This window comes from Saccharothrix syringae (genome assembly GCF_009498035.1).
Taxonomy (GTDB): domain Bacteria; phylum Actinomycetota; class Actinomycetes; order Mycobacteriales; family Pseudonocardiaceae; genus Actinosynnema; species Actinosynnema syringae.
This window is the reverse complement of the sequence record NZ_CP034550.1, coordinates 9,896,985-9,919,811: the sequence shown is the minus strand read 5'-3', so window position 1 is coordinate 9,919,811 and position 22,827 is coordinate 9,896,985. Positions and strand designations below refer to the sequence as shown.

Annotated in this window: 18 protein-coding genes and 1 pseudogene; 7 read left to right on the top strand and 12 right to left on the bottom strand. The window is 73.5% G+C overall.

Annotated elements, in window-relative coordinates; genetic code table 11:
• Positions 1–134 precede the first annotated feature (134 nt).
• Genes EKG83_RS41845 through EKG83_RS41835 form a run of 3 tightly spaced genes read right to left on the bottom strand, consistent with a single transcriptional unit; the run spans position 135 to position 2,963 of the window.
• Entirely contained in the window at positions 135–896 is a 762-nt protein-coding gene (locus EKG83_RS41845; RefSeq protein ID WP_033434746.1) for an ESX secretion-associated protein EspG, read from the bottom strand.
• Entirely contained in the window at positions 893–2,524 is a 1,632-nt protein-coding gene (locus EKG83_RS49345; RefSeq protein ID WP_033434745.1) for a PPE domain-containing protein, read from the bottom strand. The genes EKG83_RS41845 and EKG83_RS49345 overlap by 4 nt, the downstream gene beginning before the upstream one ends.
• Positions 2,525–2,534: 10 nt before the next feature.
• Complete coding sequence (locus tag EKG83_RS41835; protein ID WP_051766811.1) at positions 2,535–2,963, bottom strand: hypothetical protein; 429 nt, start codon at positions 2,961–2,963, stop codon at positions 2,535–2,537.
• Between the two features lie 154 nt (positions 2,964–3,117).
• Here EKG83_RS41835 and EKG83_RS41830 point away from each other — a divergent pair, with 154 nt between their 5' ends.
• The gene (locus EKG83_RS41830; protein WP_033434744.1) at positions 3,118–5,841 is read left to right on the top strand and encodes an AfsR/SARP family transcriptional regulator; all 2,724 of its coding nucleotides are present in this window, start codon (positions 3,118–3,120) and stop codon (positions 5,839–5,841) included.
• A 220-nt stretch (positions 5,842–6,061) separates the two neighbouring features.
• On the opposite strand, the gene EKG83_RS41825 is transcribed toward EKG83_RS41830, so the two are convergent.
• Together EKG83_RS41825 and EKG83_RS41820 are read right to left on the bottom strand one after the other, a co-directional pair.
• Positions 6,062–7,711, bottom strand: coding sequence for an FAD-binding dehydrogenase (locus EKG83_RS41825; protein WP_033434743.1), 1,650 nt, complete (start codon positions 7,709–7,711; stop codon positions 6,062–6,064).
• Between the two features lie 328 nt (positions 7,712–8,039).
• Positions 8,040–8,861 (bottom strand): hypothetical protein, encoded by an 822-nt coding sequence (locus tag EKG83_RS41820; RefSeq protein ID WP_051766810.1) that lies wholly within the window; start codon positions 8,859–8,861, stop codon positions 8,040–8,042.
• A gap of 256 nt (positions 8,862–9,117) precedes the next feature.
• Here EKG83_RS41820 and EKG83_RS41815 point away from each other — a divergent pair, with 256 nt between their 5' ends.
• Positions 9,118–12,363, top strand: a complete 3,246-nt coding sequence (locus EKG83_RS41815) for a S8 family serine peptidase (protein WP_033434742.1) — start codon at positions 9,118–9,120, stop codon at positions 12,361–12,363.
• A 280-nt stretch (positions 12,364–12,643) separates the two neighbouring features.
• Positions 12,644–13,132, top strand: coding sequence for a hypothetical protein (locus tag EKG83_RS41810; protein WP_153278768.1), 489 nt, complete (start codon positions 12,644–12,646; stop codon positions 13,130–13,132).
• Between the two features lie 24 nt (positions 13,133–13,156).
• On the opposite strand, the gene EKG83_RS41805 is transcribed toward EKG83_RS41810, so the two are convergent.
• The 3 genes from EKG83_RS41805 to EKG83_RS41795 form a co-directional block, all read right to left on the bottom strand.
• Positions 13,157–13,558 (bottom strand): hypothetical protein, encoded by a 402-nt coding sequence (locus tag EKG83_RS41805; protein WP_153278767.1) that lies wholly within the window; start codon positions 13,556–13,558, stop codon positions 13,157–13,159.
• Between the two features lie 43 nt (positions 13,559–13,601).
• A complete protein-coding gene (locus tag EKG83_RS41800; protein WP_051766809.1) occupies positions 13,602–14,729 on the bottom strand; it encodes a mechanosensitive ion channel family protein in 1,128 nt (375 codons plus the stop codon).
• A 67-nt stretch (positions 14,730–14,796) separates the two neighbouring features.
• Positions 14,797–15,417 carry a TetR/AcrR family transcriptional regulator gene (locus tag EKG83_RS41795; RefSeq protein ID WP_033434738.1) on the bottom strand — a complete coding sequence of 207 codons (621 nt, stop codon included), beginning with the start codon at positions 15,415–15,417 and terminating at the stop codon, positions 14,797–14,799.
• 68 nt (positions 15,418–15,485) lie between these two features.
• Between EKG83_RS41795 and EKG83_RS41790 the strand changes: the two genes are divergently transcribed.
• Positions 15,486–16,316 (top strand): alpha/beta fold hydrolase, encoded by an 831-nt coding sequence (locus EKG83_RS41790; RefSeq protein WP_211269251.1) that lies wholly within the window; start codon positions 15,486–15,488, stop codon positions 16,314–16,316.
• Here the strand turns inward: EKG83_RS41790 and EKG83_RS41785 are convergent.
• From EKG83_RS41785 to EKG83_RS41775, 3 genes are all read right to left on the bottom strand, one after another.
• Positions 16,294–17,607, bottom strand: a complete 1,314-nt coding sequence (locus EKG83_RS41785) for a DUF4153 domain-containing protein (RefSeq protein WP_051766808.1) — start codon at positions 17,605–17,607, stop codon at positions 16,294–16,296. The genes EKG83_RS41790 and EKG83_RS41785 overlap by 23 nt on opposite strands.
• A 336-nt stretch (positions 17,608–17,943) precedes the next feature.
• On the bottom strand, positions 17,944–18,933 hold the full coding sequence (locus tag EKG83_RS41780) for a HAMP domain-containing sensor histidine kinase (protein ID WP_033434765.1): 990 nt from the start codon (positions 18,931–18,933) through the stop codon (positions 17,944–17,946).
• 26 nt (positions 18,934–18,959) lie between these two features.
• Positions 18,960–19,634, bottom strand: a complete 675-nt coding sequence (locus tag EKG83_RS41775; RefSeq protein WP_033434736.1) for a response regulator transcription factor — start codon at positions 19,632–19,634, stop codon at positions 18,960–18,962.
• 111 nt (positions 19,635–19,745) lie between these two features.
• Here EKG83_RS41775 and EKG83_RS41770 point away from each other — a divergent pair, with 111 nt between their 5' ends.
• From EKG83_RS41770 to EKG83_RS48785, 3 genes and pseudogenes are all read left to right on the top strand, one after another.
• The gene (locus EKG83_RS41770) at positions 19,746–20,264 is read left to right on the top strand and encodes a hypothetical protein (RefSeq protein WP_033434735.1); all 519 of its coding nucleotides are present in this window, start codon (positions 19,746–19,748) and stop codon (positions 20,262–20,264) included.
• 247 nt (positions 20,265–20,511) lie between these two features.
• Positions 20,512–20,619 (top strand): annotated as a pseudogene (locus EKG83_RS49930) (hypothetical protein); the annotation flags it as partial.
• 232 nt (positions 20,620–20,851) lie between these two features.
• Positions 20,852–21,157, top strand: coding sequence for a transposase (locus tag EKG83_RS48785; protein WP_228122403.1), 306 nt, complete (start codon positions 20,852–20,854; stop codon positions 21,155–21,157).
• 249 nt (positions 21,158–21,406) lie between these two features.
• Here EKG83_RS48785 and EKG83_RS41755 read toward each other — a convergent pair whose 3' ends face one another.
• A complete protein-coding gene (locus tag EKG83_RS41755; RefSeq protein ID WP_228122402.1) occupies positions 21,407–22,231 on the bottom strand; it encodes a GAF domain-containing protein in 825 nt (274 codons plus the stop codon).
• Positions 22,232–22,827 lie beyond the last annotated feature (596 nt).

Sequence of the window (22,827 nt, the reverse complement as noted above, 5' to 3'; positions counted from 1 at the left end):
ACCCACCCGGCGCGCGTCCACCACCCAACCCCCGCGTGTCCTCCACTCCGGCACCGCGTGTCCTCCACTGAGACACCGCGAGTCGAACGCTCAGGACCGTCGTGTCGAACCTCCGGGACCCCCGAGTTCCACGTTCAGGCCACCGCGGACAGCACCGAGGCGATCCGGTTCGCGATGCGGTCGTTGTCAGTCGGGGCGAGGCTGAGCCACCCGTCCTCGCGCACCATCAGGTACCGGCCCTGGGGCGTGTCGAACCAGGTGACCAGCGTGTCCGCCCGCGTCCGCCGGAACCCGCCGCCCACGGTGACGCCGAACTGGCCGCCCGCGACCCGGTTGGCGGCCAGCTCGCTGACCGCCGCGGCGTCCTCGCGCGACAGGCCCGCCTTCTGCAGCGCGGCCCGCTCGTCCAGCTCGCCGCCGCCCCACGGGTCGTCCTCGTCCTCCTCCTGCTCCTCCTGCATCGCCACGGCCGCGTTGAGCGCTTCCAGCCGCAGCGACAGGGCGCTGCCGGGCCCGGCGGACCCCTCCGGCAGCACCTCCACGATCGACCGCGCCAGCGCCGTCGGCCGGATGCCCAGCACGCCGACCGCGCCCCGGTCGATCACCGCCATCGCGCCCCGCACGCCGTCGGACACCGCGACCGCCCGCACGGCCCGCTCCACGTGCGCCACCGCGTCCACGGCGACCTCGTGCTCCGCCAGCAGCCGCAGCAGCTCGACCAGCCGCGGGTCGGGCTCGCCGTACTCGGCCAGCACCCGCTCCCGCAGCTGCCGGCGCTCCTCCTCGGTGCTCCCGAGGCTCGGCACGTCCAGCGGGTACGGCAGCCGCCCGAGGTCGAGGCCGGACCACAGCACGTCCAGCTGCTGCGGCGTCAGCAGGAACTCCGGCTCGATCACGACTGGTCGCCCTTCCGGCGCGGCTTGGCCCCGCCGATCACCGACGGCGGCAGGTCGCCGCCGGGCACCTCGAAGATGTCCTCGCCCTTGAGGTAGGCCGCGGACCGGTGCTCCTTGTCCTCCTCGCCCTGGCCGCCGTGACCGCCGCCACCCATCGGCGCGCCACCGGCCATCGGGGACGACGCGGCGCCCGCGGCACCGGGGCCGAACCCACCGGGCACGGGGCCGCGCGGGCCGCTCGGCGCGGTCGCGGCCGTCGAACCGCCGGCGCTGAGCGCGCCACCCGCACCGCCCGCGCCACCGGAGCCCGTCGGGCCGAACCCGCCCGCCGAGCCGGTCGGCCCGAACCCGCCGCCGCCGAAGCCACCGCCGCCACCGCCGCCGAACCCGCCCGCGCCGCCGCCGAACCCGCCGGGCATCCCGGGCGCGCGACCGGACGTGCCGGGTGCGCCGGGCAGGCCGTGCACGGGCGGCGTGCCGGGGCTGCCGGCCGGGACGTAGGCGGGCGGCTTGACCCCGGGCGGCAGCGTGCCGCCACCCTGGCGGGGCTTCGCGTTCGGGTCGGCCGGCTGGTACGGCGGCACGTAGCCGCCGGACGGCGTGTACCCGTTGCCACCGGGCGGCGTGTAGCCGGTCGCGCCGTAGTTCGGCGGCGTGTAGCCCGACGAGTGGGTGTTCGACGGCGTGTACGGGTTGGCCACCGGCACCTGCGCCGCCGCGGCGGCCGCCGTCGTGCCCTCCGGTCGGTAGGCCGGCTGCTGCGGCGCCTGGTACGACTGGGGCGCCTGGTACGACTGGTACGACTGCGGCGCCTGGTAGGAGGGCGTGGACGCGGTGTACGCCTGCGGCGCGGACGACGACGTGTACGTCCCGGGCTGCTGCGCGGTCGGCGCGTAGGCGGCCTGCTCCCGGCTCACGACCGCCTGGGCCTGCGCCTGCTGGTACCCGGACGGCGCGCCCGCGTCCTGCCCGACGGGCCGGGCGAGCACGGTCGCCGCCGAGGCCAGCGTGGTGCCCTCGACCGCCCGCATCGCCATGACCCGCGGCTCCTCGGTCCGCCCGGTCACCGGGTTGAACGGCGGCTCGAACAGCGGCGTGGTCTGGTCGACCGCGCGCGACTCCCGCTCCATCGTGCTCATGACCGTCACGGCGTGCTCGTGCAGCGCCCGCGCCTGCTCGTTGGCCGCCTGCACGTCGGCCGCCGAGCTCGCCAGGCCGGAGATGCCGCCGGCGGTGAACGTCCCGGCCGCCTGGTCCCAGTTGAACTCGACCGGCTCGGGCATGCTGGCCCGCGCGTTCTCCATGATCTGGCTCTGGTCCTGCACCCGCTTGCCCACCTCGACGGCGGTGGCCGCGGTGTCGGTGACCCAGGTGGCCAGCATCTTGATCGCGGTGCGCGCGGCGTCGGCGGACTCGCCGGTCCAGCCGGCCTCGCTGAGCGCCACCCGCTCGTTGATCAGCCGGGCGGCCTCGGTCAGCTCGGTGCCGAACTGACCCCACTCCGCGCCGATCTCCCCGGTCTGGCCGGGGTCGTTGTTGTTGTGCACCGCCTCGTACAGCTCGCGGTGGGACCGGGACGCCCAGTTCTGCTCGTCGGTCAGGACGATGTCGGTTTCGAGTCGCTTCATCGCCGGTGCCTCAGCTCTCGGTCGTGCCGTTGATCCTGGCCATCGCGAGGCGGTGCTCGTCGTCGGCCGCGGTGAAGTTGCGGATCGCGCTGCGCACCGAGTCGTGCGTCTGCTGCAGGACCTCGCGGTAGGCGCTCATCACGGCCACGAACGACCGCGGGTCGCCGTCGGCGCGGGTCTCGAACTTGTGGGCCATCCGGTCGCCGACCGGGTTGGCGCCCAGCGGGGCGGGGCGCGCCAGCCGGCCGGCCCGCTCCAGCCACGAGTCGACCTGGTCGATCTGCTCCAGGAGCATCCTGCGCAGCTCCTCGCCGGTGGCGGGGTCGAGGGAGACCCGGCCCGAGTTCACGGTCTCCTGGAGGGCCACGACCTGCGCGGCGGCGGTCGCGACCTTCTGCGGCGACGGGGCTTGCCCATCCCCGGTTTCGGCGATGTACATCGGAATCCCTCGCGGAGGCAGCGTGCTGGACGCAACCACCCTGGGGCCGACCGCCAACGCGGTGCCAACGCCGGGCCAACGCGCCCCTCAGGGGGCCGCGGACGGTTGTGCGAGACTCTTTCACCAAAGGCGGCGGCTCCGAAAGGCTTCCAGGATGCGGGTGAACCTGCTCGGTCCGGTGGAGCTGGTTTCCGCAGGTGGGGAGCCGGTCCACCTGGGTGCGGCCAAGCGCCGGACCGTCCTGGCGGCGCTCGCGCTGGAGCTGAACCGGGTGGTGTCGGGTGACCGCCTCCTCGACCTGGTGTGGGACGGCTCACCGCCACCCCAGGCCAAAGCCGCCCTCCAGGGACATATCGCCCAGCTCCGCAAGGTCCTCTCCGGTGGTGTCGCGCTCGTCACCCGCGCCCCCGGCTACGTCCTGACCGGCGCGCGGGACGCCGTGGACGCCTTCCGGTTCGAGGACCTGGTGGGTCGCGCCCGGGACGAGGCGGACGGGCGGGCCGTCGAGCTGCTGCGCGAGGCGCTGGCGCTGTGGCGGGGGCCGCTGCTCGCCGACGTGCCCGGCGACCAGCTGCGCGAGGCCGTGTCCGCGCGGCTGGAGGAGCAGCGGCTGGTGGCCGTGCAGGAGCTGGCGACCCGGCTGCTGCGGCTGGACCGGGCGGCGGACGCGGTGGCGGCGCTGGGCGACGCGGTGGCGGCGAACCCGCTGCGCGAGGCGCTGGTCGCGCGGCTGCTGCCGGCCCTGCACCGGTCCGGGCGGCAGGCCGAGGCGCTGGAGCTGTTCCACCGGACGCGGGAGCGGCTGGCCGACGAGCTGGGCGTGGACCCCGGGCCGGAGCTGCGGGAGGCGTACCAGGCCGTGCTGGCCGGCGAGACCGCGCCGAAGCCGCAGGTCGAACGGGCGCCCGCGCAGCTGCCGCGCGAGCACCGCGGGTTCGTCGGCCGGGAGCTGGAGCTGTCGGACCTCGGCGAGTCGCTGATGGGTCAGGACTCGGCGATCGGGCTGCTGGTCGGACCGGCCGGGGTGGGCAAGACGGCGCTGGCGCTGCACTGGGCGCACCGGGTGGCGGGGGACTTCCCGGACGGGCAGCTGTTCGTGAACCTGCGCGGGTTCGACGAGACCGAGCCGCTGGACCCGCGCACCGCGCTGGTCGGGTTCCTGCGGGCGCTGGGGCTGACCGACTCGCAGATCGCGGCGGACCTGGAGGACCAGGCCGCGCAGTACCGGTCGCTGCTGGCCGGGCGGCGGGTGCTGGTGTTCCTGGACAACGCCCGGTCGGCCGAGCAGGTCCGGCCGCTGCTGCCTGGTTCGGCGCGGTGCCTGGTGCTGGTCACCTCGCGGCACCGGCTGGACGACCTCGTGGTGACCGAGGGCGCGACGTCGCTGCACGTGCCGACGCTGCCCGAGGAGAGCGCGGAGCACCTGCTGGCGGCCCTGCTCGGCCGGCCGCGGATCGAGCAGGAGCCCGAGGCGGTGGCCGAGCTGTGCGAGCTGTGCGACCGGCTGCCGCTGGCGCTGCGGATCGCGGGCGCGCGGCTGGCGTCCCGGCCGCGGTGGACCATCCAGTCCCTGGTCGACGAGCTGCGCGACGAGCAGGGCCGGCTGTCGGCGCTGTCGCTGCCCGAGGCCGGCCGCGGGGTGCACGCGGCGCTGGCGGTGAGCTACCGGGAGCTGCCCGAGGGCGCGGCCCGGCTGTTCCGGCGGCTGGGCCTGCACCCCGGCACGGACCTGGACAGCTACGCGGCGGCGGCGCTGCTCGACATCAACGTGGTGAGCGCGCGGACGCACCTGCGGACCCTGGCGTACGCGAACCTGCTGCACGAGTCCACGCCGGACCGGTACTCGCGGCACGACCTCGTGCGGCTGTTCACGCACCAACTGGCCGTGCTGGAGTCCGAAGAGGACAGTCGGTTGGCGACGCATCGGCTGCTGGACTACTACCTGTTCGTGGCGGACGCGGCGCGCGCGCACCTGTCCGACCACGTGCGGCCGTTCGGACCGCCGGAGCACCGGCCCGCGTCGTTCCCGGAGCTGTCCTCGCACGACGCGGCGCTGGACTGGTTCACGCTGGAGGAGGCGAACCTCGGGCTGGCGCTGGACATCGCGCTGAACGCGGGCGAGCGCGAGCGGACCTGGCAGCTCGCGCTGTGCCTGGACGCGTTCCACTTCCGCCGCGGCAACCGGCTGGACCGGCTGGCCCTGTGCCGCATCGGGCTGGCCGCCGCGCGCGAGCTGGGCGACGGGCACGCGGAGGCGGCGTTCCTGCTGCGGCTGGGGTCGACCCTGGCCGACCTGGGGCGGATCGACGAGGCGATCGACGCGTGCACCCGGGCGGCCGGGCTCGCCGACGGCGACCGGGACCTGGAGCTGGCGGCGCTGGCGAACCTCGGGTACTGCCTGATGGCCGACGACCGGCTCGACCGGGCGCAGGAGGTGATCCTGGAGGCGCTGGAGGTGGCCCGCGAGGTGGGCGACGACCGGTCGCGGGCCAGCATCCAGAACAATCTGGCGAACGTGCTGCTGCGCAAGCACCAGCCGGAGGAGGCGCTGCGGCACGCGTCGGAGGCGCTGAGCCTGTTCCCCTCGGCCCCGTCCAAGGCGCACACGGCGACGTTGCACACGCTGGGGGCGGCGTCGCAGCAGCTGGGGCGCTCCGACGAGGCGCTGGAGTCGTACCGGGCGGGGCTGGCGCTGGCGACGCGGCTGGGCGACCGGTACCAGGAGGCGCTGTGCCACCGGGCCATCGGCGACGTGCTGGAGCAGTCGGAGGGCGTCGAGGCCGCCCGCCCCCACTGGCTGGCCGCGCTGCGCCTCTACCACGACCTGCGCCTGGCCGACGCCGACGACCTGGCCCGCAAGCTGAACGGCCGCCGCTGACCCCCGAACGCAGAACTCACCGGTCCTGAACGCATGACACGCGGGTCCCGAACGCATGACACGCGCGCTCTGAACGCATGACACGCCGGTGAAAGCGCTCTCACTCCGGGCGTGTCATGCGTTCAAGCCCGGCGTGTCATGCGTTCGAGTCTCGCGTGTCATGCGTTCGAGTCTCGCGTGTCATGCGTTGAAGACCCGCGTGTCATGCGTTCGGGACAGGTCAGGCGGTGGTGGTGGCGGCGGAGCGGCCGGCGGTGCGGCCGGAGAAGAGGCAGCCGCCCAGGAAGGTGCCCTCCAGGGCCCGGTAGCCGTGGACGCCGCCGCCGCCGAAGCCGGCTGCCTCGCCGGCCGCGTAGACGTTGGGGAAGGGGCTGCCGTCGGGGCGCAGGACGCGGGCGGACAGGTCGGTGTGCAGGCCGCCGAGGGTCTTGCGGGTCAGGACGGACAGCCGGACGGCGATCAGGGGGCCCGCCTTGGGGTCGAGCAGCGGGTGCGGTTCGACCACGCGGATGAGCTTGTCGGTGAGGAACCGGCGGGCCTCGCGCATGGCGTTGACCTGCGCGTCCTTGCCCAGGCCGCTGATGACCTGGCGGTCGCGCTCGACGATGGTGCGGTGCAGCTCGTCGGCGTCGATCAGGGACGTGCCGGCCAGCTTGTTCATGCCGGCGGCCAGTTCGGCGGGGGTCGAGCCGAAGATGAACTCCTCGGAGCGCTCGGCGAACGCCTCGACCGGCGCGACCGCGCCCGGCAGCGCCCGCTTGACGACCTGCTTGACGTCCTTGCCGGTCAGGTCGGGGTTCTGCTCGGAGCCCGACAGCGCGAACTCCTTGCCGATGATCCGCTTGTTGAGCACGAACCACGAGTAGCCGTGGCCGGTCTTGACGATGTGCTCCAGGGCGCCGAGGGCGTCGAACCCGGGGAACAGCGGCACGGGCAGGCGTCGGCCGGTGGCGTCGAGCCACAGCGGTGACGGGCCGGGCAGGATGCGGATGCCGTGGTGGCTCCACACGGGGGCGTAGTTGGCGATGCCCTCGGGGTAGTGCCACATGCGGTCCTCGTTGATGATGTTCCCGCCGGCCTCCTGCACCACCTTGAGCATCTCGCCGTCCACGTGGTCGGGCACGCCGGACAGCATCCGCTCCGGCGGGGTGCCCAGGCGGGACGGCCAGTTGCGGCGCACCATCTCGTGGTTGCCGCCGATGCCGCCGGAGGTGACGACCACGGCCTGCGCGCGCAGCTCGAACTCGCCGACGACCACCCGCGAGCTGGGCGCGCCGCGCTCGACCCCGCTGGGTTCCAGCACGGAGCCGCGGACGCCGTCGACCTCGCCGCCGGTGCCGGTCAGGCCGGTGACGCGGTGCCGGAACTTCAGCTGCACGAGCCCGCGCGCCACGCCCTCGCGCACCCGCCGCTCGAACGGCTCCACCAGGCCGGGCCCGGTGCCCCAGGTGACGTGGAACCGCGGCACGGAGTTGCCGTGCCCGCCCGCCAGGTACCCGCCGCGCTCGGCCCACTGCACCAGCGGGAACCAGCGGACGCCCATCGCGTGCAGCCACGACCGCTTCTCGCCCGCCGCGAAGTTCACGTAAGCCTCGGCCCACCGCCGCGGCCAGTGGTCGCACTCGCGGTCGAACGCGGCCGAGCCCAGCCAGTCCTGGAGCGCCAGGTCGACCGAGTCGCGCACCTTCAGGCGCCGCTGCTCGGGGGTGTCGACCATGAACAGCCCGCCGAACGACCAGAACGCCTGGCCGCCGAACGAGGACTCCGGCTCCTGGTCGACCAGGATCACCCGGCGGCCGGCGTCGACCAGCTCGGCGGTGGCGACCAGGCCCGCGAGGCCCGCGCCGACGACGATGACATCCGCGTCCATCGGGCGAGTCTAGATCGAAGCGCACGCCGTGGACACGGTGCGAGCCGCCGGGGCGGCGGCGGGTTCGGCCGCCAGTTCGCCGGCGTCGACGTGCGGACCGCCGGAAGGGGGGATCGGGGGCCGCCGGCCGTTCGGTGAGGGGGAGTTCCGTCCGGCCGACGGCGGTCGGGCATGGGTGGGCGCACCCGCAACGCCTCGGGGATGGGGATCGCGGCGGGCTCGGGGGGAGTGCCCTGGCGGTCCTGACGTCCGGTGCGGCGTCCACTCGCGCCGACCATTAGTAGAACGGGCGGTACCGGAAAGGTGTTCCCCGGGGTACGGGGAGGTGTCAGGCGTCACCCCGCAGCTCGGTGAGCCGCTGCTCGGCCCTGGTCAGCCGGTCGTGGGCGGTCTCGGCGCGGCGGCGGGCCCGCTGGGTCCGGCCGGCCGCCTCGTGCTCGGCCCGCTGCGCCCGCCGCAGCTCGGCGCGCAGCGCCTCGGTGCGCTCGGTGCGCTCCTCCAGCTCCCGGGTGGCCTCGGCCAGGGCCACGTCGGCCCGGCGCGCGTCCGCCCTGGCCGCGTCGGCGTCCCGCCCCGCCCCGGCCAACTGGCGCTCCCGGCGTCGCGCGCGGCGGGGTGCGAGGTCGTCGCGCCCGGTCGCCGCGGTCCGCCCGGCGCCGGTCCGCTCGACCGGCTTGACCAGGCGCCCGGTGCGGATGCGCGCGGCCAGCACGTGGTCGGTGAACGCCGCGGCCAGGGTGGCGCGCACCTGCTGCACGACCTCCGCGCCGAGCGGCCGGCCGGCCTCGCGCGCCAGTTCCCCGGTCAGCCGCACGAGGGCGCCGAGCACGGCCCGCCGGCGCGCGGCGAGCTGCCGGGGCACGTCGCCGGCCGGTTCCTCGCCCGCCGCCCGCAGCTCCTCGCCCAGCGCCGCCGCGCCGGCCAGGTCCGCCGGCGCCGTCCTGGCCAGCACGTTGAGCGCCCACGCCGCCGCGGTCGGCTTGCGCAGCGCGGCGATCTCGCCGGCCAGGGCCCGGTCGCCGCGCTCGGCGGCGAGCCGCGCGTGGGCGTCCCTGGCCGCGACGAACCGCGCCGGCGGCAGGGCGTACAGCTCGTCGGCTATCCGGTCGATCAACGCGGCGTCCACGATGCCGCCCAGTCTGCTCGCCATCGCCCCGGAGTGCGATTTGTTACCGTTTGTTGGGGTGATCCGGGAATTCACCGTTGACACTGGTTGACATACCGGCCGGTCGGCCCTTGACTGGAGGAGTCGCACTCGTTCTCGACTTGTGCGGCACTTCTCGCGCGTTCGCGCAAGAGACCATTCGGTCCTATTTGCTTCCTCCTGTTGGGCTGTTCGTCCGATTGTTCGCGCAGAGCCGGGGAGATGTGCTTGCGCCATTCTTTCCCCACGAAGGGTTTGCGCCGTGATCAACTCAGTAAGCCGGTGGAGACACCGCGCCAGTGCGGCCTTGCTGGCCGCCGTGCTGGGCACCACTGGGTTCGGCTTCGCCGCCGCCGGTTCGGCCGTCGCGCAGGAGGCGCCGAACGCGCCTGCGCCCGCTGACAAGCAGCTCGACAAGCAGGACCTGGAGCAGCTCGCCGAGGCCGAGAAGGCCGGTCAGGCGAACGTCACGCTCCTGGTCGCCGCCGAAGAGGGCAAGCTGGACTCCGCCGCCAACGACCTCAAGGCCCTGGGCGGCGTCGTCGAGACCACCGAGCGCGACGTCGACTACCTCAAGGTCTCGGTGCCGCGCGACAAGGCCGAGAAGGCCGCCAAGCTCGCCTCGGTGAACGCGGTGGACGTCGACGGCCTGGTCGACCTCGACGACCCGGCGCCGGACGGCGCGACCACCCCCCTGCCGCAGCCGGCGCCGGGCGCGAAGACGCCCAAGAAGAACCCGTACATGCCGACCCAGGACACCCAGGCGGCGCAGTTCACCGACGCGCACCCCAAGTGGGACGGCCGCGGCACGACCATCGCCATCATGGACTCCGGCATCGACCTGGACCACCCGGCGCTGGCCACCACGTCGACCGGTGAGCGCAAGATCGTCGACTGGTACAACGCCAACGCGGTGAACTCCGGCGACGGCACCTGGGTGTCCATGGCGGGCCGCTACACCGGCACGTTCACCAGCGGCGGCGCGACCTACAAGGCCCCGGCGACCGGCGGCCCCTACAGCTTCGGCCTGTTCCGCGAGTCAGCGGGCGACCTCGGCCTGGCCAACAGCGAGACCGGTGGCGACATCAACCGCGACGGCGACCGCGTGGACGCGATCGGCGTGCTGCAGGACGTCACCACCAAGGAAGTCCGCGTCGACGTGGACGGTGACGGCGACTTCACCGACCAGGCCGCGATGCTGGACTACAAGTACAAGAAGGACGTCGGCCACTTCGGCACGGACAACCCGTCCACCGCGGTGCTCGAAACCGTCGCGTTCGTGGTGCAGACCGACCGGTCCAACTACGACGTCGGCGGCACCCCCTACGTCAACATCGGCATCGCGGGCGCGGCGCACGGCTCGCACGTCGCCGGCATCACCGCGGCCAACAAGATGTTCGGCGGCAAGATGCAGGGCGCGGCCCCCGGCGCGAAGCTGATGGCGGTCAAGGTCTGCCTGTCCACCCCGTCGTGCACCAACAGCGGCCTGATCGACGGCCTGCTGTACGCGGCGCGCAACGGCGCGGACGTCGTCAACATCTCCATCGGCGGCCTGCCGGCGCTCAACGACGGCAACAACGCCCGCGCGGAGATCTACAACCGCACCATCACCGAGTACAACGTCCAGGTGTTCATCTCCGCCGGCAACAGCGGCGCGGGCGCGAACACCGTCGGCGACCCCTCCGTGGTGGACAACGCGGTCAGCGTCGGCTCCTACATCACCAAGCAGACCTGGCTGGCCAACTACGGCTCGGTGACCGCCCAGGCGGAGGGCCTGCACGGCTTCTCCTCCCGCGGCCCGCGCGAGGACGGCGGCTTCAAGCCGACCATCGTCGCGCCCGGCTCGGCGATCTCGACCACGCCGCAGTGGCAGAACCCCGGCCCGGTGGCCGGCACCTTCGAGCTGCCCCCGGGCTACGCGATGCTCAACGGCACCTCGATGGCCTCGCCGCAGGCCACCGGCGCGGCCGCGCTGCTGGTGTCGGCCTACAAGGCCGAGCACGACGGCCAGCGCCCGCCGGTCGCCGAGCTGCGCAACGCGATCGTGTCCGGCGCCAAGTGGGTCTCCACGCTCCAGGCGTACGAGCAGGGCGCCGGCCTGTTCGACACCAAGAAGGCGTGGACGCAGCTCAACGCGCACCCGAACATCCAGTCGGTCACCACGTCGGTGACCGTGAACACCGCGCTGTCGGGCCTGCTGGCCACCCCGAACACGGGTGTCGGCATCCACGACCGCGAGGGCGTGCAGGTGGGCAAGGAGTACACCCGCACCTACACCCTGACCCGCACCACGGGCCCGGACCGCAACCAGCAGTTCGTGGTGAAGTGGCAGGGCAACGACGGCACGTTCTCGTCGCCGTCGCTGGTCACCCTGCCGCTGAACGCGCCGGTGCAGTTCGCGGTCAAGGTCAAGCCGCGCACGGCGGGTGCCCACTCGGCGGTGCTCAAGCTCGACAACGCCGCCACCCGCGGCATCGACGTGCTGACCTTGAACACCGTGTTCGCGGCCGACGAGTTCGTCGCGGCGGACAAGCACGCGGTCACCAAGACCGGCACGATCGCGCGCAACCAGTCGAAGAGCTTCTTCGTGCGGGTGCCGGCGGGCACCAGCGCGCTGCGCGTCGACATGGCCGCGGGCGGCGAGGCGGGCAAGGGCCAGGTGCGCTTCCTGCGCTACGACCCGTACGGCGTGCCGTTCGACACCACCTCGTCCACCAACTGCTACAACCCCGACGCGGGCGCCGGCTGCGCCGGTGGCAGCCCCACCAGCCGCACGGTGAGCAACCCGACGCCGGGCGTGTGGGAGATCGTGGTCGAGGCGCGGCGCACCTCCGACGCCGCCGAGGCGCCGTTCTCGGTGACCGCGTCGGTGCTGGGCACCACGATCAGCCCGAACCCCGACACCATCGCCTCCGCGACCGCGGGCGTGCCGGTCGAGCGCAGCTACCAGGTGTCCAACACGCTGGCCGTGTTCAACGGCAAGCTCGTCGGCAGCGACCTGGGCAGCGCCCGGATCGCCCGGCCGTCCATCGCGGACGCGGCGGTGCAGAACTACGACCTGACCGTCCTGCCGGGCGCGACGTCGCTGCGGGCCACCATCGGCCGCACCAGCGACGTCTCGGCCGACCTGGACCTGCTGGTCTACAACTGCACCACCGGCACGTGCGTGATCGCCGGCCAGCAGGCGGACGGCGACTCCGAGGAGTCGGTGACGATCAACAACCCCGCGCCGGGCGCGTGGCGGGTCGTGGTGGACGGCTACGAGGTGCCCGCGGGCACCACGGAGTACGACTACCTCGACGTGTTCACCGCCCCGGGCCTGGGCACCGTCCAGGTGACCGACACGGCGGCCGACCGGGCCGCCGGCGCGACCTGGACCGTGCCGGGCGTGGTGACCGCCCAGGGCCAGCCCGGTGCCGGGCGGGTGCTGCGCGGTGAGCTGACCGTGCAGACCTCCGAGGGCGCGGTCGTCGGCCGCGGCGCGGTGGTCGTGCAGAGCGTGGTCTAGTCCGGATTCCCCCCCTCGGGGCCACCTCGCCGCGCGCGGGGTGGCCCCGAGGTCTTTCCGGGCCCCGGACGGGCGGGGCGCACGGGACTCGCGCGTGGTGGTGCGTCCGGTCGACCGCGGGACGGGTTCGTGGCACGGAGCAGCGCCCGGCTTCGGGCGAACGCGAGGTTCGGCGAACGCGTCCGGGGGGCTCGACGGCGAGGTGCTGCCGGCCGCGAGGAGCGGTCGGGGGCACGTGGTGTCCGAGCACCGCCCCGACGAGCCTCCGCCGACGAACTCGGTGCGAGCCTCCGACGGTGCCTTCTCCCCGCGCGACGGCTTCACGGCCGACGCCGGGTTCTACGCGGTGGGCACGCGCGTCTCCGACTCGCTGAACATGCGCGGCAGCCTCGTGACAGGTCCGGAGGACCGGCATCGGCGCAGCGCGGTCGAACCCTTCCGGGCACGCGTCGGGGACCTCTTCCCGCCCGACGCGGGGTTCCGCGGCGGAGTCTTCGCCGCGGGCGTCACGGTGGCGCGCAACGCGCGGCTCCAGGGCGTCGAGCCGGCGCGGTGGCTGCGCGGCCTGCACGGCCTGTTCGTCGGGTACGGGTACCGGGCGGCCGGGGCGATCCCCTGGCTGCTCCCGGCCGTCGTCCTCGCCACGTGGCCGATCCACACCCACGGCGACCTGCCGGTCACCAGAGCGGCATCCGCGGGGCAGGCGCCCACGCGGGTCGTGGACCTCTCCTGGTCGGAGAGCTTCCGCTCCACCCTGGACAGCCGCTGACGTCGTCCGGGCGGGGCGCGCCGGTCAGGGGGTCGGGTCGCCGTTGGACAGCGGTTCGTCCACGTCCACCTGCCGCACGCCCTCCAGGGCCGGCACCCGCGCCACCGCGTCCACCGGCACGGTCGCCCGGACGTGGTCGACCGCGCCGTCCGGGGTGTCGACGGTCGCGCCCAGCGCCCGCAGCCCGGCCACCACCTGCTTGAGCAGCCCCGGCTCGGTGGACACGGTCACCCCCACGGTGCTCGCGCCGGCCTCCGCGGCCCGCCCCAGCGCCGCACTCGCCTGCGGCCCCAGCGGCCCCGTCGACGACGGCACCGTGACGGCCGGCGTGACGACGCTCACCACCGTGGGCAGGTCACCGGGCACGGCGGCCCGCCCGCAGCCGACCAGCGCCAAGGCCAGGCACGCCACCACCAGTTTCCGCATGCACCCTCCCGAACCGCTACTGCCACCAGGACGGAGCGCGGGGTCAGCGCGGTTGCTCGGGCCCCATGAAAGCCTGCACGCGCTCCTGCCCGTCGGCGCTGTCGCCGAACACGCGGTTGTCCGACGCGCCGCTGGCCGCCCGCTCGAACACCCGGCCCGCGCGGGGCAGGTCGTGGACCCGCACCTGCGGCAGCGCGTTCGGGTGCCGGGACCGCAGCCACGACACCAGGTGCTCGCGCACCACGCACCGCAGGTCCCACAGCCGGCCCGCGTCGGACGCGCTCACCAGCGCCCGGACCCGCACGAACGACCCGACGGCCTCGGTCACCTGGAGCACGGACACCCGCCCGTCCCACAGGTCGCAGCCCTCCAGCGCGTGCCGCAGCTCCTGCCGCATGTCCTCCACCGGCACGGTCCAGTCCAGGTCCAGCTCGACCGTGCCGAGCAGCGCCGACTGGGTCCGCGTCCAGTTCTCGAACGGCGTCTTCATGAAGTGCGACGTGGGCAGGATCATCCGCCGGTCGTCCCACAGGTGCACCACGACGTAGGTCAGCGTGATGTCCTCGATGCGGCCCCACTGGCCCTCGACGACCACCACGTCGTCCAGGCGCACCGCGTCGCTGAACGCGAGCTGCACGCCGGAGAACACGTTGCCCAGCAGCGACTGCGCGGCCAGGGCGGCGATGGCGCCGATCACGCCCGCGGAGGCCAGTATCGAGGTCCCGGCGGCTCGCGCCTCGGGGAACGTCATCAGCACCGCGGCCATCGCGAGCACGCCGACCACCACCACGGTGACCCGCCGGATCAGCGTGATCTGCGTGTGCACGCGGCGGGCGTGCCGGTTGTCGGACACGTCGACCCGGATGCGCGCCAGGGTCGCGTCCTCGATCACCACCAGCAGCGCGGCGAGCAGCCACGCCCCGGCCAGGATCAGCGCTATCCCGGTCAGGTGCAGCGCGACCGGCCGCCAGTCGCCGCTGGCCACCACCCCCAGCGAGAACTGCACGGCCACCAGCACGGCCGTGGCCAGCGCCGGTTTGTGGGCGTACCGGGCCAGCCCGGCGAACACGCCGGACCGCCGGGCGAGGCGGCCGACGACCCGGTGGACGAGCGTGACGACCACCAGCGCGACCAGCAACGAGCCGGCGAAGGTCAGCACGGCTGCGAGCACGGAGAGGCACCTCCTCGGAGGGTACTTTCGGGGGGCTTCCCCCGGGCCTACCCACGAACGGGGGAAGTCAGCCGTTCGGCAGCACGTGTGCGATTTTTGCCACGAACGAGACCAGCCGGTCGGTGGGGAAGCGCGCCGGGTCGGTGATCGCCAGCCGCCCGGCCATCTCGGCCAGGGCCAGCATGGCGTGCCCGAGCAGCTCGGCGTCCGGGTCCGCCTCGCCCCTGGCCCGCAGCCCGACGTCGGCCAGCGTGCTGACCTGGGCCAGCACCCGGGCCCGCACCAGCTCGACGTGCACCCGGAACTCCGGCGGCGTGCCCTCGGGCGGCAGCAGCACCAGCCGCCAGCGGTCCGGGTGCTCGACCACCGAGGTCAGGAACGCCCGGACGCCGTCGGCGTAGGCGTCCGCGGGTGGGCGGTCGGCGGAGCCGGCGGGCGGGATGGAGCCGAGGACCTGCGCGGTGGCGCGCTCGGCCTCGCGCTGGAGCAGCGCGGCGATGACCTCGGCCCGGTTCGCGTACAGCTCGTAGACCACGGGCTTGGTCACGCCCGCCCGCCGGGCCACCGCCTCCATGGTGAGCGCGTCGAACCCGCCGCCCGCGATCAGCGCCAGCGCACCGTCCAGCAGCTGCTCGCGCCGCTGCTCCGGCGGCAGGCGCGGGGCGTACTTGCGACGCGTTGTGCCCACCCGACCATGTTGCTACGGTGGCGTAGCTTTGCCAAAGCTACGCCAGCGTAGTAATCCGGGGGGCAACCGTGCACGTGGAGTCCGGCGGGGTCCGACTGGCCGTGTTCGAGCAGGGCGACCGCTCCGCGCCGACGGTCCTGCTGGTCCACGGCTACCCCGACACCCACCGCGTGTGGGACGGCGTGGCCGCCGTGCTGGCCGAGCGGTTCCACGTCGTCACCTACGACGTGCGCGGCGCCGGCGCGTCGGGCGCACCCCGCGGCCTGGCCCCCTACCGGCTGCCCGAACTGGGCCGCGACCTGCTCGCCGTGGCCCGCGCGGTCAGCCCGGACGCCCCCGTGCACGTCGTCGGGCACGACTGGGGCTCCATCCAGGCGTGGGAGGCCGTCACCACCCCCGGCGCGCCCATCGCGTCCTACACCTCCATCTCCGGCCCCTGCCTGGACCACGTCGGGCACCGGATGAGGCAGCGGTCCGACCTGAACCAGCTGCGCCGCTCCTGGTACATCGCCGCGTTCCACCTGCCGCTCGTCGCGCCCCTGGTCTGGCGCCACCTCGTCGGGCCGCGCTGGGGCGCGCTGCTGCGCCGCCTCGAAGGCGTCAACGCCCCCGTGGCGCCCACCGTCGTGGAGGACGGCGTGCGCGGCATGGCGCTGTACCGGGCCAACTTCATCCCCCGCCTGCGCGCACCCCGCGAGCGGCGGACGGACGTGCCGGTGCAGCTCGTCCAGCCGCTGCGCGACCGCTACGTGACCGCCGCGGTCAACGACGGCGTCGAGCGCTGGGCCCCCGACCTGCGGCGACGCGTGGTCGACGCCGGGCACTGGGCGCCGGTCACCCACGCCCGCACCATCGCGCTGATGATCGCCGACCACGTCACCGGCGTGAGCACGCGCTGACGGGCCGCTCGGCCAACGCCCGCCGCGCCCGTTCACGCCCCAGGTTCCAGGTGCGCCAGTCGTCCTCCGCCGGGTGGTCGCGGCAGACCCGGAGGTCGTCGGGCAGCACCAGCAGCGCGGGCACGGCGTCGTCGGACAACCGGCCCAGGTAGGACGCGTCGATCCTCCCGGTCTCCTGCCAGCGGGCCACGTTGCGCTCGGCGATGAACCGGTCGGGGTTGAGCGCGGCCAGCCCCAGCAGCGCGACGAACCCGCAGGCGAGCACCGCCCGCGGCAGCCACGCGCCCGCCATCCGCACGCCCGCCGCGAGCACCAGCAGGTACACCACGCCCAACCACAGCTCGAACGCCGAGACCAGCACGCGCAGCACCGTGAACCCGTACGCCTGCTGGTAGAGCCACATGCGGGTGAGCGCGGAGGCGACGATCACCAGGGTGAGCGCGCCCAACGCGCCCAGCAGCAGCCGCAACGGCCGGTGGTCCTCCGGCGCGGCCAGGTACGCGACGGTCCCGATCACCGCCAGGGTCAGCACGGTGACGGCCAGCAACTGCCAGAAACCGGAGCGGGCGTACTGGGCGTAGGTGAGGTCGGCGGTGGTGCGGACGTGGTCGTCACCACCGAACAGCGTGGCGACCTGGACGGCGACGAAAGCCGCGAACAGCACCACCAGCGCCCCGACCGGCAACACCCACTCCCGCCGCCCGATCCGGCGCCTGCCCGACACGTCGTCGTCCAGGACGACCGGGACGACGAGGAGGTGGCACGCGCCGAGCGTGCCCAGGGCGACTGCGGTGAACAGCAGGACCGGTTCGGCGGAGGTGTGCGGGAGGAGGGAGGTCAGCAGGCCGGCGAAGGTCGGGTCGGCGCCGGCGAGGAGGGGGACGAAGACCGTCAACAGGGCCAGGGTGATCAGGGCCGGGCGGGTTCTGGGCGCGCCGTTCTGCTTGAGGTGCTTGGCCAGCCACGGGATCGCGCGGAACGCGGCACCCGGGACCGCGGCCATGCCGAACACGAGGCCCCTCGCCGTTCTGCCGCCCACCACCGCGAGGGAGGCCGCGGCGCAGCCGGCCGTGGCGCAGAGGGTGAAGAGCCATTCGGAGGCGGTGATGGCGCTGACCGCGAAGAGGGCGGTGGAGAGGGTTGCCCAGACGGGGGTGACCCTGCCGCCCAGGAGGACGAAGACGAGGGCGGCGGTGAGGGGCCAGCCCAGGCCGGGGCGGTCGAGGGTGATCAGGAGGGCCGCGGCGGTGCCTGCCGCGGTGGCGGTGAGGAGAACGCGGGTGGGGGACATGCGGGGGCTCCTGGGGGCGTGCGTCATCAACCGCCGAATTGGGGCGGTGGCTTGGGTGGCTTGGGTGGCTTGGGTGGGCGGTCTGGTGCGGCGGTTTGGTGCGGCAGTGTGGGTGGGCAGCCGGAAATGTCGGTGGTTGTTGGTTAAATGGAAATCGGGGGTCCCCCTGGGCGGGGACCTGTGCGAAGCGCTGCGAAGACGTGCGTCAGCCCGGCTTCGAACCAACCCCGGCTTCGAACCAACCCCGGCTTCGAACCAACCCCGGCTTCGGACCAATTCCGGCTCCGGCCTCAGGGCAGGCGTGGGCCTCAGCCCGTAGTGCGGGTCGGCCTCGGGTCAGGTCGCTGCGGCGGGCAGGGTGGCCCGGATCCGGCACCCCGGCCCGTCGACCACCGCGATCGTCCCCCCGTGCAGGTCGACCACCCAGCGGGCGATGTTCAACCCCAACCCGGTCCCACCCCCGCCGGCCCGCTCGCCCCGCGTGAACCGCTCGAACACCCGCTCCCGGTCCTGCGGCGCGATCCCCGGCCCGTCGTCGGCGACCTCCAGCACCAGTTCGCGCCCTACCGCCGCCGTGATCCGCACCTCGCCCCCGGCGGGCCCGTGGCGTGCCGCGTTGTCCAGCAGGTTGGCCACCACCTGCGCCAACCGCGCCTCGTCGGCGTACACCACCGCCCCGGGCGGCGAGACGTCCACGGCGAACCGCACCCCCCGGGCGGCCACCGAGACCTCCGCCACCACGTCGGTCAGCAGCGGCTCCAGGGGGAACTCCGCCTTGTCCAGCCGGTGCGCGCCGGCGTCGATGCGGGACAGGTCGAGCAGTTCCGCGACCAGCCGGCCGAGGCGCTCGGTCTGCGCCAGCGCCGTCCGCATGGTCGCCGCGTCGGGCTGCGCCACCCCGTCCACGACGTTCTCCAGCACGTTCTGCAGCGCGGTGATGGGCGTGCGCAGCTCGTGCGACACGTTCGCGATCAGCTCGCGCCGCTGCCGGTCGGCCGCGCCGATGTCGGCCGCCATCCGGTTGAACGCGGACGCCAGCTCACCGACCTCGTCCCGCGCCGTGGCGCGCACGCGCCGGCTGTAGTCGCCGTCCCGCATGGCCCGCACCGCCGCCGTCATCTCGCGCAGCGGCCTGGTCATGCCGTGCGCGAGGACCTGCGAGGTGACGACCACGATCGCCATCGTGCCGATGGTCGTGGTGGGCGGCAGCCAGCCGATCTGGTACCAGAAGAACGCGAACCCCGCCGCGAACGCGGCCAGCAGCAGGATGCAGAGCTTGAGCTTGATCGACCGCACCGGGTCCAGCGGCCTGGGCAGCAGCTCCACGGCCGTCGACACCGCCGACTTGAGGGTCACCGCGGCACCTCCAGCGCGTAGCCGACGCCGTGCACGGTGCGGATCAGGTCGGTGCCGAGCTTGCGGCGCAACGCCTTGATGTGGCTGTCGACGGTCCGCGTCCCCGCGCCCAACCCGTCGTGCCAGCCCCAGACCTCGTTCAGCAGCCGTTCCCGCGACTGCACCGCGCGCGGCCGTTCGGCGAGGTGCACCAGCAGCTCGAACTCGGTCGGCGTCAGGTGCGCCTCGGTGCCGCCGCGCAGCACCCGCCGCTCGGCCAGGTCGATCTCCAGGTCGGCCACGGCGATCCGGTTCGCCGCCGCCGACGCGGCCCGCTCGACCCGCCGCAGCAGCGCGTGCACCCGCGCGGCCAGCTCCCGGATCGAGAACGGCTTGGTCAGGTAGTCGTCCGCGCCCACGGCCAGCCCCACGAGCAGGTCGGTCTCGTCGCCGCGCGCGGTCAGCATCAGCACGGGGACGGGCCGCTGCGCCTGGATGCGGCGGCAGACCTCCAGCCCGTCGAAGCCCGGCAGCATCACGTCCAGCACCACGAGGTCCGCGTTCACGGCCCGTGCCACGGCGGACGGGCCGTCGTGCGCGAGCTCCACCTCGAACCCCTCCGCCCGCAGCCGCGCGGCCACGGACTCGGCGATGGTCAGGTCGTCCTCGACCACCAGTACCCGGCGTGTCATGCGATCGACTGTATGTGGGGGACGTGGACGCGTGCGGTGAGAGTTGTGAACGTCCTGTGCAGGCGTGTCCGGTGGGGCCACCATGGGCGGGGTGTCAGGTGGTCCACGCGGGTGGGCGGTGCGTGGGCGGCGGTCGGCTGCGGCACGTTGCTCGCGGCGCCGGTGCTCGTGGGAGGGCTGCTGCTCGGGGTGCCGGTCACGTCGTGGTGGTTCCCGGTCTGCCTGGCGGTCCCCTTCCTCGCCCCGGCGGTGACGGGGGCGCGGGCTTACCGGGGGCAGCCGCGCGAGGCCGAGTTCACCGCCGCCGGCGTTCGGCTGCGCAAGGGGTGGTCGACGCGGTGGTTGGACGCGGACGACCTGGTCAAGGTGATCGTGACGCACACCGGGGGGCCGGGGGAGCGGTCAGGCACGACGCTCTACTTGTTGCCGCGTGGTGAGCAGCCGCTGATGATCCCCGGCCACCGCGATACCCGTGTCCCCGACGCCCTGACCGCACTCCTGGGCCCCAAGGTCCGAGAGGAGTGGCGGGTACGGCCAGACCCCCGGGACGGGACTTCGTCGGACGACGACGGCAACGGCGACGCAGGCGGCGGCGGAGACGATGCCGACGGGGACGGCGGCGACGCCTGAGTACGCGGTACCAGTGGCGTGTCCCGGAGGGGTGACCCGGTAATCGATCGGTCGGGGTGATCGGTCAGGCTGGTCCTGCACGGCCGCGGCGGGCGATCGTGGTGCTGATGTCCGGCCAGGGCCAGGCGGTCCGGGACATCACCTCGTTGATGCAGGTGAGCGAGGACTGTGTGCGTGATGTGATCCACGCCTTCACGAGCGGGGGTTCGCGGCGCCAGACCCAAAATGGAGCGGCGGGCGGAGCCGGACGATCGGTGAGGCGATCCGTGAACGGATCTGCCTGATCGCCCGCACCGCGCCCGCCGACTGGGGCATCACCGCGTTCTCGACCTGGTCGTTGTCCAGGCTGCGCGACCATCTGCTCGACCGCGGCACCGTCGCCGCGATCAGCCGGGAGACGCTGCGCCGCACCCTGCGCGACGGCGGCGTGTCCTGGCAGGCCACCACCACCTGGAAGGCATCCGCTGACCCGGACTTCCTCGCGAAGATGCATCGCATCCTCGACCTCTACGACCACCCGCCCGACGACGGACGGGTGATCTGCGTGGACGCGTTCGGGCCGCTCAACCTGATGCCGCGCAAGGGCAGTGCCCGGCGGTCCGCCGGGTCGCCCGCCGATTACGGGCGGCCTACAACGCCATCACGGCGTGATGCACGTGCTCGCCGCGCTCGACCTCGCCACGGGGAAGATCCACTACCGGAACCGGCGCCGCAAACGGCATCGCGAGTTCCTCGACCTGCTCAAGACCCTGCGCGCCCGGTGGCCCGGCCAGCGGCTCCACCCGGTCGTGGACAACTTCTCCCCGCACCGGCACCCCGACGTCCGCGAGTGGGCCGCCGACAATGACGCCGAACTGGTGTCCCCGCCGACCTGCTCCAGCCGGTTGAACTGAATCGAGGCCGAGTTCGCCGCCCTGCGCTATTTCGCCCTCAACGGCACCGACCACCGCAGCCACACCGAGCAGGACGCCGCCATCGGCTCGTTCATCCGCTGGCGCGACGCCCGCGCCCGGCCCGAGACCGGCTTCGCCACCGACTCACCCATCCGCACCCGGACCCATTACCCGGCCAAGGCCGCGTGACAAGCCGCTGGGTACGGGCTGCAGGTGCGACGGTCAGTGTATTAAGGCGTGCGCACCGTATTAAGGCGTGCGCACCGGTCCGGCGGCGCGGTGCTTCGCGGCTCGCAGGTAGCGCTCCAGTCCGTTGAGCTTCTCGTCGGCGATGAACGTCGACCGCTCGTTGATGATGACGTCTTCGGCGTGCCGGATGCAGCCCCACGCGGAGTCGCCCCACGGATCGGCGACCTTGACCTCGACGGGGTTGTCGCAGGGGCTCGACAAGCCGAGCTGGCACGTCCGGGGGTGCTCACCGTCGAGGTGGCCGGCCGCGAGGTGGCGCAGCTGGCCCGCCAACTTCGCCGACGCGGTGGCGTGCACTCCGGAAGCCTCGTCCAAACCGCGTTCGGCACGCACCGCCTGGATGGCGGCCAGGCGCAACTCCAACTGGTCGGCGACGATCCCGGCCAGCGCGGTGAGCGTCGCGACCTGGGCGTCGGTGACCTCGCGGGGTTCGCGGTCGATCACGTTGACCGTGCCCAGCCGGTGCCCGTCGCCGGTGATGATCGGCGCGGCGGCGTAGAAGCGCAGGCCCAGCTCGCCGCGCACCAGCGGGTGGTCCAGGGTGCGGGGGTCGATCGCACCGTCGTTCACCACGTACGCCTCGTCCTGCAACACGGCCGAGGCGCACAGGCCGGGCTCGGTGCCGATCTGGGTCACGCCCGACAGACCGTGGCAGGCCGCGAACCACACGCGGTCGACGTCCACGATCGTCACGGTCGCGATCGGTGTGCCGAAGGCGAGCGCGGCGACACGGGCGACGCTCTCGAAACTACCGTCGGCGGGCGCGTCCAAAATGTGGTAACGACGGACCGCCGCCAGACGCTCTGGATCGGTGTGGGTGGGCACGCGAGCAACGATAACCGAGGATCACCGCAGGTCCGGACAGCGGGCAATCTTGTAACCGTGCCGCGCGCCACGTTTGACCACCGACAGAAGCGGGTAGGAGCGTCGGATCGACGCGTGTTGCCGGACAGGCAGGTGGAACGCCGTAGCGCGGTCAAACGTCGGCGCATGCCGGTCGGTGCTTCATCAGTGAAGCCGGTACCTACGTGACCGATGTTAGACCAGACCCGGTTCGTAACAGGAACCCAGCAAAAGGGACCCGACGGTGCCGGAAAGGCGCTGTGCCCGCCGATAACTCCATCCATGCAGATGAAAAGCGCGGTCAAGACACGAGTCGCGGCCTACACCCACCGGCGCAACGCCCGAGCCCACTGCCAGACCGGCTTCGCCACCGCCTCACCCAATTCGCAGCTGGACCGATTACCCGACCAAGGTTGCGTGACGCAGCACTAGGACTTGAGGCGAGATGTCAACATTCGACATCAGCTGTTGACTCTCGGGCGTGAGGTGCGGGCGTTTAGAAGGTCCGCATAGGTACTCAACCCGGGTGTGCAATGTCAACATTCGACAACGGGTAGCGATGTGCAGACGCGAGATGC